This window comes from Streptomyces sp. NPDC006552, from assembly GCF_040611655.1.
Taxonomy (GTDB): domain Bacteria; phylum Actinomycetota; class Actinomycetes; order Streptomycetales; family Streptomycetaceae; genus Streptomyces.
This window is the reverse complement of record NZ_JBEXOS010000112.1, coordinates 1-14,089: the sequence shown is the minus strand read 5'-3', so window position 1 is coordinate 14,089 and position 14,089 is coordinate 1. Positions and strand designations below refer to the sequence as shown.

Genomic DNA, 14,089 nt, shown 5'->3' with positions numbered 1-14,089 from the left:
GCGTTCACCCCGGGGCTGATCGCCAGTCTCGAACCGTGGATCACCGAACTGACCGGGCAGCTCCTGGACACCGCCGCCGGGGACGCCTTCGATCTGGTGGACACGCTCGCCAATCCGCTGCCGGTGACGGTCATCGCGCGGATGCTGGGCGTGCCGACCGAGGACCGTGACCGCTTCCAGGGCTGGGCGGACCAGCTGCTGTCCACCGACCCGGAGGATCCGCGGAGCGTGCGCCGCATGGAGGAGACGGCGGTCACCATCTCCGCCTACCTCCAGGGCTTCATCGAGGCCCGGCGCGAGGAACCGCGCACCGATCTGCTGAGCACCCTGGTCGGCGCCGAACTCGACGGTGAGCGCCTCGAGGACGAGGACATCGCGAGCTTCGCGACCCTGCTCCTGCTCGCCGGGCACATCACCACCTCGGTGCTCGTCGGCAACGCGCTGCTGTGCCTGGACCGCGACCCCGGGCTGCTGGCGAAGGTGCGCGCGGACCGCTCGCTGATCCCGGCCGTGATCGAGGAGACGCTGCGGCTGCGCCCGCCCTTCACCCGGATCGAGCGGGTCACCACGGCCGCGACGACGCTCGCCGGAGCGGAGGTCGCCCCCGACACCCTCATCCATCTGTGGCTGCTGTCGGCCAACCGCGACGGCGAGGTCTTCGAGGACGCCGACGCGTTCCGTCCGGACCGCGCCAACGCCCGGCAGGCCGCGTTCGGTCACGGCATCCACTACTGCATCGGGGCGCCGCTGGCCCGCCTCGAGGGCCGGATCGCGCTGGAGGCCCTGCTCGACCGCTACGACCGTATCGGCGTCGACCCCGCGGCGCGGCTCAGCTGGCACGGCACCAACGTCTTCGGCGCACGCCACCTGCCGCTGCGCGTCCACCGTGCCTGAGGCCGTCCCGTCCGGACGTCTCTCCCGCCCCATCGCCCCTCCCCTCTTCGCCGTTGGAGTGAGTCCATGAAGACCAGGCCCGACCCGCCCGTGATCCCCTCGGAACGCGGGACGTGCCCGTTCGACCCGCCCGCCGCGTACGCCCGGCTGCGCGCCGAGGAGCCGGTCAGCCCCGTCACCTTCCAGGTGGCGCCCAAGGACACCACCGGCTGGCTGGTGACCCGGCACGACCTGGTCCGGCAGATCCTCGCCGACGACCGCTTCAGCCACCGCAACGAACTCCTCGCCCATGTGGTCGCGCCGCCGTTCCCGATGACCGAGTACGCGCCGCAGCCCTCGCCGCCCGGCTCGTTCGCGAAGACGGACGCCCCCGAGCACACCAAGTACCGGCGGCTGCTCGCCGGTCACTTCACGCTGCGCCGCATCCAGCAGTACGAACCGCGGCTGACGCGGATCGTCGACGAGGCGCTGGCGGAGATGGCGGCCACGGGCTCCCCCGCCGACCTGGTGAGCGACTTCGCGGAGAAGGTCAGTCTGCGCTCGGTGTGCTCGCTGATGGACGTCACCCCGGAGCTGATGGACGGCATCCAGGAGCATTTCTCGGCGCTGATGACGCTCACGTACACGCTGGAGGAGTTCATCCACCACGTGGAGTCCATGGACGGGCTCATCCGTCCCATGGTCAAGGAGCGGATGGCGCAGCAGGGCGAGGACTTCTTCGGGCGGCTCTCGGCGACCGGCGAGCTGAGCGAGGACGAGCTGGTCAACCTGGCCGTCCTCACCCTGGGCGGCTCGCTGGACACCACGCCCAACATGCTGGCCCTGAGTACCTTCGCGCTCCTCGAACACCCGGACCAGCTGGCCCTGTTGCGCGCGCGGCCGGAGCTGTACGAGGCCGGCGCCGTGGACGAGCTGCTGCGCTACCTGACGATCTCCCAGATGGGGTCGAGCCGGTGCGCGATCGAGGACGTCGAGATCGGCGGCACGACCATCAAGGCCGGTCAGACGGTGGTGCTGTCGCTGCCGGCCGCCAACCGCGACCCCGAGGTCTTCGACGACCCGGACCGGCTCGACGTGACCCGCGTCCCGCGCAAGCACCTCGCCCTCGGCTTCGGCGCGCACCAGTGCCTGGGCCAGCACCTGGCCCGCTCCAGCATGCGGATCGGGCTGCGGGGCCTGTTCGAGCGGTTCCCGGCGCTGCGCCTCGCGACCCCGGCGGACGAGGTGCCGCTGCGGGACCGCGCCGTGCACTACGGCGTGGACCGGCTCCTCGTGGCCTGGGACTGAGGCGGCCGTGGCACGGAAGGACACCGCGATGAGGAACCCGGGCACGGGAAGGAAGGGCGCCTCCGCGTTCCGCACGGTCGTGGAGAGCCGCGTGGAGCGGGTGCACACCGTCCGCGCCGGCGGGGCCGACGGCCGCCGCGTCCGTCTCAGCGGCTACGACCTGCTGACCGGCCCGTGGTACACGCCGCTGACCTTCTTCTACCGCGACACCCTCGACGGCGCGGCGCTGCGCGACTCCCTGGCGCGCACGCTGCGCCGCTACCCGCTGCTGGCGGGGCGTCTGGAACGGGACGTGGACGGCGGGCTGAGCGTGGTCTGCAACGACGCGGGCGTGCGGTTCACCGAGGCGTCGTGTCCCGATCCGATGCGCGACTACGGTCATGGGCTGCGCGCCGCTCCGGTGATCGGGAGCCTGCTGCGCGAGGTGAGCGCCTTCGGCGTCATCGGCCGGGACACGCCGCTGCTCAAGGTCCGGCTGACGCAGATGCGCGGCGGCGGTTCGGTCCTCGGTGTGCTGATCAACCACAGTCTGGCGGACGGCGGCAGCACCGTCGCGTTCCTGGAGAGCTGGTCGCGCGAGCACCTCGGCCTCGCCTGGGACGGCCCCTCCCACGACCGTGCGGTGCTGGACGCTCTCGGGCGGCCGTCGCCGGACCCGGCGACGCGGCAGGGGCGCGCTTTCCTCGGAGTGGGCCGGCTGCGGCACCTGACGACCACGCTGCGGGCGGGCAGCAACAAGCTCGCCACCGTCACGACCCGGTTCACCGCGGCGGAACTGGCCGCGCTCAAGGCCGAGGCCCGGCGCACCCTGCCGGAACCCGGCGCCTGGGCGTCGACGAACGACGCGCTGACCGCCCATCTGTGGCAGGTCCTCGCCGAGTTGCGGGCCCGCCCCGCGGACGTGACCGAGTGGCTCGGGCTGATCGTCGGGGTGCAGCACCGGCTCGGCGGCGCGCTGCCGGCGTCGTACTGGGGCAACTGCGTCAGCAACAGCTGGACCTCCCGCACGGCGGGCCGGCTGCGTGCGGCGCCGCTGGGCGCGCTCGCGCGGGAGGTGCGGAACTGCCTGGAGAGCAACACCGAGGACAAGATCCGGGACGAGATCGCCTTCCTCAACTCCTACCGGCGCAAGGGAGTCTCCCGCCATGTGATGTCGGTGCGGGCGCCCGACGTGGCGACGGCGGCCGTCTCGGTCAACAACTGGTCGCAGTTCCCGCTGTACCGGATCGACCTGGGCGCGGGACGGCCGTTCTGGTACGAGTTCCCCGACCTTCCGATACCGACCGTGCACATCGCGCCGACGCCGGAGGAGGACGGGGGCCGGGACGTCTACCTGTGCCTGCCCGAGGCGGACGCCGCCCGCGTCGGCACCGCGCCCTGGCGCGAGCGCCTGCACGCATGGAACGGGTCCGCCGGCCAGGTGTCGACCGGACGCGACGGATCCGCCGGAACGGGCTCGGACGAGGACCGGCGGGACGAGGGCGCCGTCGTAGGAAAAGAGTGATGTAGGACTTCCCCCAGCTCGCGATGGGCAAGGATAGCGGGGGCAGGGGGAGAAGCGAGGTGCGGTGGGCGGTCTTCACGTAACCTCCCCGCTGACCGCACACGTGTCCCGGGTCGCCGCGGCGGTCCGGGAGGGAGGACAGGGGATGACCGCTGCGCACCGGAGCAGTCCTGGGGAGCGACTCGCCGACGAACCGGACCCGGAGCCGGTGGAGCGGGAGCACGAACTCGCCGTCCTCGACAGGCTGACCCGGCACACCGCAGCCGGCGGGCCCGCCCTGGTGCTGCTCGAAGGCCCCGACGGCATCGGCAAGACGACCCTGCTGCACGCCCTGCTGGCCCGGGCCCGGTCGCTCGGCCTGCACGTCGCCCACACCCGCGCCGGACAGGCGGGACACCGGCTCCCGCTGAGCACCACCCACTCCCTGCTGGCCGGGCTGGGCGCGGACGGCTCGGCCAGGTCGCCGCTGACCGCGTGGCCGAGCGCGCCCGGCGGGCCCGAGACCCGGCCGCACGGGCCGCCCTGCTACGACATCGACGCCCCGGCGGTCTCCTTCGGTGTACTGGCCGAGCTGCACGAATTCGTCCGGTCCGCCGCGGCGAACGGCCCGCTGGTCCTCGCCGTCGACGACGCCGAGGACGCCGACTCCGCGTCCCAGCGGTTCCTCGCCCACACCGCGCGCCGGCTGGCCGGGCTGCCCGTGCTCCTGGCCCTCGCCCGACGCAGCGGCACCCATGTGCCGCCCCTGAACGAGGTGGCCGCCCTCCCCCTCTGCCACATCCTGCGGCCCCGCCCGCTCACCAGCACCGGCATCGGCCGGCTGACCCGCCGGCTCAACGGGACGGAGACCGACCCCGACTTCCAGGAGTCGTGCCTGGCCGCCACCAACGGCAATCCGCTGATGGTGACCCGGCTGCTCAGGGCGCTCCAGGATGAGGAACTCCCCCTGACGGCCGCCCACTTCACCGCCATGGGTGAGCACGACGTCCCCGCCTTCCGGCTGCGGGCGGCCCGGCTGCTGCACCGGCAGCCCGAAGCCACCGTCCAGGCGGCCCGGGCGCTGGCGGTGCTGGGCGACGGCGCGGCCGCGGAGACCTGCGCACGCCTGGCCCACCTGGACAGCACCGCCTTCGCCCGCTCGGTACTGATGCTGGTCTCCATCGGGCTCGTCACCTCGAACGGCGACGGAACCTGGTCCTTCTCCCACGCCCTGCTGCGCAACGTCGTCCTCGGCGACATGGCGCGGGACGAACTCGCCCGCGCCCATCACCGGGCCGCCCGGCTGCTGCACGACAGCGGGGCGCGGCCCGCGGACGTGGCCGAGCACCTGTGCCGCGCCCCGGACGCCATGCCGCAGCCGTGGGCCCGCGCGGTGCTGCGGGAGGCGGCCCGCGAGGCGATGCTGCGCGCCGCGCCGGGCCGGGCGGTGGAACTGCTGCGGCCGTGCGTGCCCGAAGGCAGCGAGGACGCGTGCGAGCCGAGCCTGCTCGTCGAACTCGGCACGGCGGAGATACGGATCGACCCGAAGGCCGGCGTCCGCCATCTGACGGCGGGGCTCGAGCGGGCGTCCTCGCCCGCGCTGCGGCTGACGGCGCTGGGCGCTCTCGCCGAGGCCCTCACCCGTCAGGGGCAGGTGGCCCGCGCGGTGGCGCTGCTCGACCGCTACCGTTCCGACGCGGCGACCCCGGCGTCCGGCATCGTGGGCGCCCAGCTCATCGAGGCGCAAGTGCTGATCACCGCCACGGTCGACCGGGCCGGTTACCGCCAGCTCCTGGAGACCGTCGCCTTCGACCTCTCGCTGCCCAGCGACACCGCCGAGGAGCGGGCGCTGCTCGCGGCCCGCGCCGTCATCTCCGTCTCCCGCCTGGACCGCGTCGCCGAAGCGGTCGCCGCCGCCCGCCGTGTCATCGGCCGCGGCTCGTCGACCACCGACGCCACGGCCTTCCTCGGCTGCGCGGCCTCGGTGCTCCTCTACGCCGACCTGCCCCACGAAGCGGGGCGCGTGTACCGGCAGTTGCTCGACGAGACCGACCCGCTGCTCGACCAGAACTATCCGAGCCTGCTCGCCCTGAACGCGGAGGCGCACCAACGCCTCGGCGCCCTCGACGAGGCACTGCGCGCCACCGCGACGGCGCTGGAGGAAGGGACCGTCTCGCGTGCCACCGCGCATCAGGCGCTGCCGCTGGCGGTACGTCTGCAGGCTCTGCTCGACCGGGGCGACCTCAAGGAGGCGGCTCTCCTGGACAAGCAGATCCCCGATCCGGTCCAGGGCGACGGCTGGCAGTGGAACGAGGTGCTGTGCGCCCGCGGACGGCTGCATCTGGCGATGAACGATCCCGAGCGGGCCCTGGCACAGCTCGAGGAGTGCGGCCGCCGGCAGGTGCAGTGGCAGCGCACCAGTCCGGCCCTGTCGTTTTGGTGGTACTGGGCCGGGCACGCCCATCTCGCCCTCGGGAACCGGCACGCGGCCGTGGCCCTGGCCGAGGAGGCCGTCGGCCACGCGCGGGCCGCGGACCTGCCGTGCGCGCTGGGTACGGGGCTCGGCCTGTGGGCGCAGGCCCTCGGCGACGACGAGAGTCCGCCGCTCCTGGAGGAGGCCGAGCAGGTGCTCGCGGGCACCGCGGCGGCGCTGATGCGTGCCCGGGTTCGGGTCGCGCGCGGGCAGACGCTCCAGCGGCTCGGATACAAGAAGGCCGCCCGCGAAGTACTGCGTCAGGGCTGGGAGGAGGCGTACACCGTCGGCGCCCGGTCCCTGCACCGCGTCGCCCACCAGGCCCTGCTCGCAACCGGCGCACGTCCTCGCCGTCCGGTCTCCCGGGGGCCGGCGGCGCTCACCCAGAGCGAGGACCAGGTGGCCCGGCTCGCGGCGGACGGCAGGTCCAACGCGTGGATCGCCGAGACGCTGTTCGTCACGCAGCGGACGGTGGAGGTCCATCTCACCTCGGTGTATCGCAAGCTGGGTCTGTCCGGGCGGCGTGAGCTGCGGGACGCCCTGGAGTCGGCGGACGCCGGTGGACGCACGTCGGGGAAGTGACCGACCGTAGGCGGGCCCGGCGCTGAGCACCGCGCCCCGTACCTGTCGGAAAGCTGTCGATTTCCGCCGGGCGCGCCACAGCTATTGACGGGCATTCAGTCATGCCGCCGACAATGGGCCGATGCATGATGGCGTTCCCGGAAATCGCGCCCCGCGCACCGGGCCGGGGGCCCGGCCCGGACTCGTTTACCGCGGCCTGCCGCTCACGCGGAATCGGCCGTGCGTCCCGGCGCCTGTCGCTCTGCGGAAGCCCCCGGCGCCGACCGGCAGTTACTCGCTCGGTCCGGGGCGGCCGACGGCCCCGCCACGCGTACGCATGCGCTTTCTGCAATTTGGCGCACAATACGGTCCGGACAGTGGCCTCCTTTCTCCCCTTGCTGGCGCGCCCCTCGCTGTGATCTGCTGCCACTCAAGCTTTCAAGCACCAATGAGTGCATTTTCGGGACTTCACCTGGCACGAGCCACGCCTTTGAATTGACCGCATGCCACAGCGACCTACGAAGTCCCGCCCGGCACCGTTCGGCGCCGGCGCACATGAGGGAGCAGCAGCACCGTGTTGTTAGAACGCGAGTCGGCCCTGTCGCAGGCCACCGCCGCACTGCGCCGCGCCGTGCACGGACAGGGCTCGCTCCTGGTCGTGCAGGGCCCGATGGGCGCGGGCCGGTCGGCGTTCCTGGAGTCCCTGGCCACCCTCACCCAGGAGCAGGGCATCCGGCTGCTGCGGGCCCAGGCGTCGGCCGCCGAGGAGAAGTTCCGGCTCGGCGTGGTACGGCAGTTGGTGGACTCGCTGCGCGGGGTCGCCCCGGCCGAGGAGATCGCGCACCTGTTGGGCCAGTCGGCGAAGGCGCTGCCCGAGGGCACTTTTCCCGCCGTCCCGGACGACCTGGTCGCGGGGCGCCCGCCCTGGTCCGCGCTCACCTGGCCGCAGGCCCCCCGCTGGCTGGCGGCCCTCCTCGGCTCCCTCGCGCAGGAGGGGCCGCTCGTCCTCATGGTGGACGACCTCCAGTGGGCGGACATCGAGTCGCTGCAAGCGCTCGCACTGCCGCTGGCGCACCGCGCGCGAAGACGGATCCTCTTCGTGTTCTCCGTGCTTCCCGGCGACGTACGCGGCAACCGCCAGCACGTACGCGACCTGCTCGCCCCGCTGGAGCGCGCGGCGGCACCGGCCGCTGCCGAACGCCCCTACGAATCCGTCGACGAGGCACACGACCAGACCCTGGAACTGTCCGCACTCGGCGTCAACAGCGTGCGCCTGCTCGTGGAGCAGGCCTTCGGGGACGCGGCGGACGCGGTGTTCGTGGACACCGTGGCGGCGCGCACCGGCGGCAATCCGCTGCTGCTGCGGACGGTTCTGGACGAGGCGCACTACCTGCGCCTGCGCCCCACGGCGGAGGACGCCGCCGTCGCCGCGACCCTGCGTCCCGAGCGGGTACGCCAGCGCCTCGACACCTTCCTGCGCTCCCAGCCCGACCATGTGCGCCGCACCGCCTACGCGCTGACCGTCCTCGGCTCGGCCGCGGACGCGCAGTCCGTCGCCCGCCTCGCCGAGACCGACGCCGCGGGGCTCACGGAGGCGATCGGCGTACTGCACCGCGTCGGCCTCGCCGATCCGCGCGCCTGCCGGCTCACCTCGGGCACGGTCCTGCGGGATCTGCTGGAAGAGAGCATGCCCGCGCAGGAGCGCACCGCCATGCGCGGGGTCGCGGCCGAGCTGCTGCACCGCACCGGGCATCCGGCCGAACTCGCCGCGGAGCAGCTGATGGGCGCGATCTCCCTGCGCGGCCCGGAGGCGGTGCGGATCCTGCGGACCGCGGCGGACAGCGCGCTGCGCCGCGGTTCGCCCCGGGACGCGGCACGCTATCTGCGGCGCGCCCTGCTCGACTCCTCGCTCTCCGGGCGCGACCGGGCCCGGCTGCTCATCGGTCTCGCGACCGCCGAGCGCAGCTTCGCCACCGCCGCTTCCCTGCGCCACATGGTGGAAGCCATGCCGCTGCTCGACTCGGTGCGGGAGCGGGCCGAGGCGATCGTGCGCCTCGGGCCGCTGCAGATGGACCCGCCGGCGTTCCGCATCGACTCCATCCGGGCCGCCGTCGCCGAAGAACTGCGGCGCTGCGGCAGGGAGGACTGGCTGGAGCACGAGCTGGCCCTGCGTCTGGAGGCGCGCGAACACATCTTGTCCGCGCAGGACCCCCAGCACATCCAGCGGGCCCTGCGCCGCTTCCGCGACCTCGGCCCGACGCCCCGGCTGGCCACCACGGGCGAGCGGGAGCTGGTCACGTCTTTGATGCACATCGCGTTCGTGGCCAACGCGGTCCCGGCGCACCAGCTGACATCGTTGTCCACTCGGCTGCTGGAACGCGAGCCTCCGACCCCCGAACACGTCCACACCACAGTGCCGTTGGCCGTGAACATTCTGGCCGGTGCCGGCGTCGTCGACGGTGCGGCCCACTGGCTCCGCGAGGCCAACCGGCTCGCCCAGCGCCGCGGCGGTGACGTGGAACAGGCCGTCATCCGCTGCGAACAGGCCCTGGTCGCGCTCGCCGACGGCCACCGGGCCTACGCCCGGGACAAGATCATCCAGGCCGACGCGCTGGCGGGTCCGGAGACCAGCGGGCTGCCCACCGTGTGCGCGGCCGTCCTCGCCATGGTCGCGATGAACACCGGACGGCCGGAACTCGCGGCGCAGATACTCACCCAGCACCGGCTGCACGCCGAGAACCAGCATCTGGCGGCGATCCTGCACGTCGCGCGCGGATCGCTCGCGGCGCGGCGCGACGAGCCCAGGGCCGCGCTCGACCACTACCGGGCGGCCGGCCGGCGCATCGAGCAGATCGGCTGGCTCAACCCGGTCGTCCTGCCGTGGTCCTCGTGCGCGGCTCTCATGCACCGCCGGCTCGGCGAGCACGAGGAGGCGAGGGCCGCGGCGCAGCTGGAAGTCGACCGGTACCGCGCGTGGGGGTCCGACAGCAGGCTGGGCCGCTCCCTGATCGTCCTGGGCAGAGTCACCCCGGGGCGGCAGGGCGTGGAGGTGCTCGACGAGGCTGTGGCGCTGCTGGAGAAAGGCAACAACGGTTACGATCTGTGCCGGGCCGTGTATGCGCTGGCCACCCATGAGGAAACCAAGCGCAACCGGAGGAGTTCGGGCCTCAAACGGGCCTTGGAGCTGGCTGTGGATCACGACCTTCCCCGGCTGGCCGAAGAGATACGCGGCAAGCTGGCCGAACGGACGGGCAAATCCGCGGCGTCGGGCAACCGGCTCACCCCGTCGGAAAGCAAAGTCGCCCGCCTCGCCGCCAGCGGTCTCAGCAACTCCGGGATATCCGGCCAACTGGGTACGTCGTCACGCATGGTGGAGAAACATCTCACCAACTCCTATCGGAAGTTAGGGATTTCCGGACGCCCCGAGCTGCACGCGGCACTCCAAAGGCTCGACGGGGAGCCGCAATCCTGAACCGGGCACCAGACGGACACCGTCGAACGGGAAACGGGCGGCGGTGCGGGCATCGCTTCCGGACACCACCGGGCGCGGACACACGAGCGACCCGAACCCGACATGAAGCCGAGATGAAAACCTCACGCTGTGTGACTCTTGGCCGCTCAGGCGGGTCATCGATCGCCCGGCAAGGTCGTGCCGGTTCCTTGCCCACCGCACCACCGAACCACCGAACCACAGTGTTTTGGAGCCATGCAAAAGTTTGCTTGACCGGCCCGCAGCTGGATTCCTAGGCTCCTTCACAGTTGATCAGAGGCGTTCACGACGAGCCATCGACCGATCCTCAAGGCCCCGGCAAGCAGCACCGCCTCCGATCGGAACTGCCTACAGGCAGTGATCCCCCACAGGTGAATGCAGAAAGACGGTGCGTCGCAGTGACCACGCGAATAGCAGGCCCTTGGCACAACAGAGACAGGGCCGCAGCTCCGCACACTTCCTCGGCTCCTCAGCGGACACAGCACGATGGCCGGCCACACCATCAGACCAATCGCCGCCTGTACACGGCGCACATCGACACCGATATGCAGATCGTGGCGGCGGAACCTGATTTCTCCGTCCAGTTCGGCCGCACCTCGGTCGACGTCTGCGGACGGAATCTCTACGAGCTTCTGCACCCCAGCTCCCCCTCGGTGCTCAACCGCCACTTCAACCGGCTCTCGGAGGGGCGCTGCAACCGCTTCGCCACACGCATGGTGGGTCTGGGCGACGAGGGCCGGGCCTTCTCCGGAGAGCTGACCGGCATCGCCGTACAGAACACCACCGGACTGCTGTCGGGCATCGTGGTGCAGGTGCGGCCGGACGAGGCCGCGGACGGCACGGACCCCGAGGAGTGCGTCTTCGCTCCCAAGGAGCGGCTGCTCAGCAAGCTCGACGCGCAGGTCCTCGAAGGAGTGGCCAGCGGCGCTTCCACGGTGCAGCTCGCGACCCGGCTCTACCTGAGCCGGCAGGGCGTCGAGTACCACGTCGGTCTCATGCTGCGGAAGCTCAAGGCACCCAACCGTGCCGCCCTCGTGGCGCGCGCCCATTCGATGGGCATGCTGTCGGTCGGCCAGTGGCCGCCGCGGGTGCTGCCGGAGTTCATCAAGTAGCGCCTCTCGAGCGCGGCGACGCCGCGACGCCTTCGCAGTGCCACGGCGGCCGTACCGGCATCGGTACGGCCGCCGGCTCATGCGTGCGGACCGCGCGGCGCCGTGGCCCCGCAGGGGAGCACTGCGCCGCGCGGGCCACGCTGCTTCCTACTGTCTACTCCACGCTCCGCGCCCTACTGTTCCAGCTCGCGGCTGATGAGGTCGAACAGCTCCTCGTCGCTGGCCTCTTGCAGCAGGTCGCCGAGAGCCGCGCCGTCCGCCTCGTCGGTGTCATCCGTCGCCTCGACCTCGCCCAGGAGCGTCCTCAGGCGGGCGCTGAGCAGCGTACGGGCGTCCTGGTCGGGGCCGGCGCGCATGATGCGGGCGAACCCGGTCTCCAGGTCGGCCAGCAGGGTCGCCATGGTCCCGCCTCCGCCGGAGAGTTCGGCGTCGAGGTGCTGGGCGAGCGCTCCCGGCGAGGGATGGTCGAAGATCAGGGTCGCCGGCAGCGACAGACCGGTGTCCTTGATCAGGGTGTTGCGCAGCTCGACCGCGGTGAGCGAGTCGAACCCCATGTCGCGAAAGGCCCGGTCCGCGCCGACGGCGGTGGTGTCGGCGTGCCCGAGGGCCTGCGCGGCGACGCGCCGCACATGGGCCAGGAGGGCGTCGGCGCGCCCCTGCGGTGACAGCGCGGCCACCTGCTCGACCAGCGCGGGCAGCGCTCCTCCGGGCGCGGGCGCCGCGTCCTGCGCCCCTATGACCGCGTCGGCCTGCGGCAAGCCCTTCAGCAGCGGGCTGGCGCGCCGGCTGGTGAACGCCGGGACGAAGCGCGGCCACTCCACGTCGGCCACCACCACCGGGCCGCCGCTCCCGGTCAGCGCGCTCTCCAGCCCCACCAGGGCACGCCCCGGATCCATCACCCGCAGGCCGCGGCGCTCCAGCTCACTCGCGCCCGCGTCCGAGACCATGCCGCCGCCGGACCAGGGCCCCCAGGCCACCGAGACGCCCACCGCCCCGCGGGCACGCCGCTGCTCCACGACCGCGTCGGCCCAGGCGTTGGCCGCCGCGTACGCCGCCTGGCCGCCGCTCCCCCACACCCCGGCGATCGACGAGAACACCACGAAGGCACGGAGATCCCGGTCGCGCGTCAGCTCGTCCAGATACACCGTGCCCCGTGCCTTCGCCGCCATGGCCCGTTCGACCTGAGCGGGCGTCATGGTGTCGATCGGGCCCACGTCGAGGACGCCGGCCAGGTGGGCGATGCCGTCGACCCGGTGCGCCGTGAGAAGGGCGGCGACCTGGGCACGGTCGGCGACGTCGCACGCGACGACCTCCACGCGTTCCGCGCCGGCCGCCCTCAGCCGCGCCACCGCGTCGGCGGGTCCCTGGGTTGCCGGACCGCTGCGGCTCGCCAAGACGAAGTCCTTGGTCCCGCGCCCGGCGAACCACTCGGCGACCCGCATGCCGAGCGCGCCGGTCCCGCCGGTGACGAGGAGGCTGCGCGGAGTACGCCGGCTGTCGTCATCGTCGCCGGTCGGGGCGGGCAGCGGGCCCGGACGCAGCCTGCGGGCATGGACGGCCGCGCCCCGCACCGACACCTGGTCCTCGTCACCCGTGGACAACAGCGTGGCGAGAGAGGCGAGTCCGTCGTCGCCTGGCTCGGGGGCCAGGTCGACGAGGCCGCCCCAGCGTTCCGCGTGCTCCAGCGCCGCCACGCGTCCCAGCCCCCATGCGGCGGCCTGCGCCGGGTTCTCGGGCGCCCGTCCGGGCCCGAACCCGGCCTGTGTGACCACCCACAGCGGCGCCGACGCCTTGAGGTCGCCCAGGGCCTGGACGAGCGCCATCGTGGTCACCACGCCATGATCGTCCGACTCGGACGCACCGGTCCGTGGCAGCGACAGGCAGGAGAGCACACCGGCCGGCTCCGCACCCGCGAAGGACGACGCCAGTACCCGAGCGAGCCCTTCCCTGTCCAGGGCATCGCAGGTCAGCCGCTCCAGACCGGGGGCGAACCGCTCCAGCCCGGCCAGAGGCACGGCTCCGGGCGCCTGGAGCAGCAACCAGCGTCCGCCGAGCGGCACAGGGGACGGCAGCGCCACCGGTTCCCATGTGACGCGGTAGCGCCAGCTGTCGACCTCGGCACGTGCCATGTGCCCGCGGCGCAGCTCGGTCAACGCGGGCAGCACGGCCTTCAGCGCGTCGTCCGGCACGCCCAGGGTGCCCGCGAGGTCCGGTGCCCCTCCTTCGACGACCGACCAGAACGACGCGTCGTCGCCCGACCCCGATCCGGCTGCCGCCGGGTGGCCGCCGGTGACCGTGGGCCAGAAACGTGTGCGCTGGAACGCGTACGTGGGCAGGTCCACCGGTTCGCCACCCACACCGCTGCCCAGTGCGGGGGCCCAGCTCATCTCCCCGCCGTCCACATGGAACTTGGCCATCGCGCGGAGTACGGCCATGTACTCGGACCCGTCCTTGCGGAGCACCGGCACGTGCAGGGCGTCGCTGTCCGCGGCGCCGTCCTGGGCGAGGGCGGTCAGGGTCCCGTCGGGGCCGATTTCCAGGAAACGTGTCACGCCTTCGGACACGAGTGCGCCGACACCGTCGGCGAAACGGACCGCCTGACGGACGTGGCGGACCCAGTACTCGGCCGACGTCAACTCGCCCTCGGTGGCGAGGCGTCCGGTCAGGTTCGAGACGACGGGGATCGTCGGAGTGGCGTAGGTGATCTGCTCGGCCACGGCGCGGAAGGCGTCGAGCATCGGCTCCATGAGCGGGGAGTGGAAGGCGTGCGAGACGCGGAGGCGGGAGGT

7 protein-coding genes are annotated in these 14,089 nt (G+C 72.8%); 6 read left to right on the top strand and 1 reads right to left on the bottom strand.

Translation table 11 applies throughout. The annotated features are described in order from the left end of the window. The 6 genes from ABZY33_RS34885 to ABZY33_RS34860 form a co-directional block, all read left to right on the top strand. On the top strand, positions 1-894 hold an 894-nt coding region (locus ABZY33_RS34885; protein WP_356495736.1), incomplete at its 5' end, for a cytochrome P450. Between the two features lie 66 nt (positions 895-960). Then, on the top strand, positions 961-2,181 hold the full coding sequence (locus tag ABZY33_RS34880) for a cytochrome P450 (protein ID WP_356495735.1): 1,221 nt from the start codon (positions 961-963) through the stop codon (positions 2,179-2,181). Between the two features lie 28 nt (positions 2,182-2,209). Beyond that, the gene (locus tag ABZY33_RS34875) at positions 2,210-3,685 is read left to right on the top strand and encodes an acyltransferase (protein WP_356495734.1); all 1,476 of its coding nucleotides are present in this window, start codon (positions 2,210-2,212) and stop codon (positions 3,683-3,685) included. A gap of 145 nt (positions 3,686-3,830) precedes the next feature. Then, positions 3,831-6,719 (top strand): AAA family ATPase, encoded by a 2,889-nt coding sequence (locus ABZY33_RS34870; protein ID WP_356495733.1) that lies wholly within the window; start codon positions 3,831-3,833, stop codon positions 6,717-6,719. 553 nt (positions 6,720-7,272) lie between these two features. Beyond that, on the top strand, positions 7,273-10,170 hold the full coding sequence (locus ABZY33_RS34865; RefSeq protein WP_356495732.1) for an AAA family ATPase: 2,898 nt from the start codon (positions 7,273-7,275) through the stop codon (positions 10,168-10,170). 563 nt (positions 10,171-10,733) lie between these two features. Continuing rightward, on the top strand, positions 10,734-11,300 hold the full coding sequence (locus tag ABZY33_RS34860; protein WP_356495731.1) for a LuxR C-terminal-related transcriptional regulator: 567 nt from the start codon (positions 10,734-10,736) through the stop codon (positions 11,298-11,300). 173 nt (positions 11,301-11,473) lie between these two features. Here the strand turns inward: ABZY33_RS34860 and ABZY33_RS34855 are convergent. Beyond that, positions 11,474-14,089: SDR family NAD(P)-dependent oxidoreductase (locus tag ABZY33_RS34855; protein ID WP_356495730.1), on the bottom strand; the 2,616-nt coding region annotated here is incomplete at its 5' end.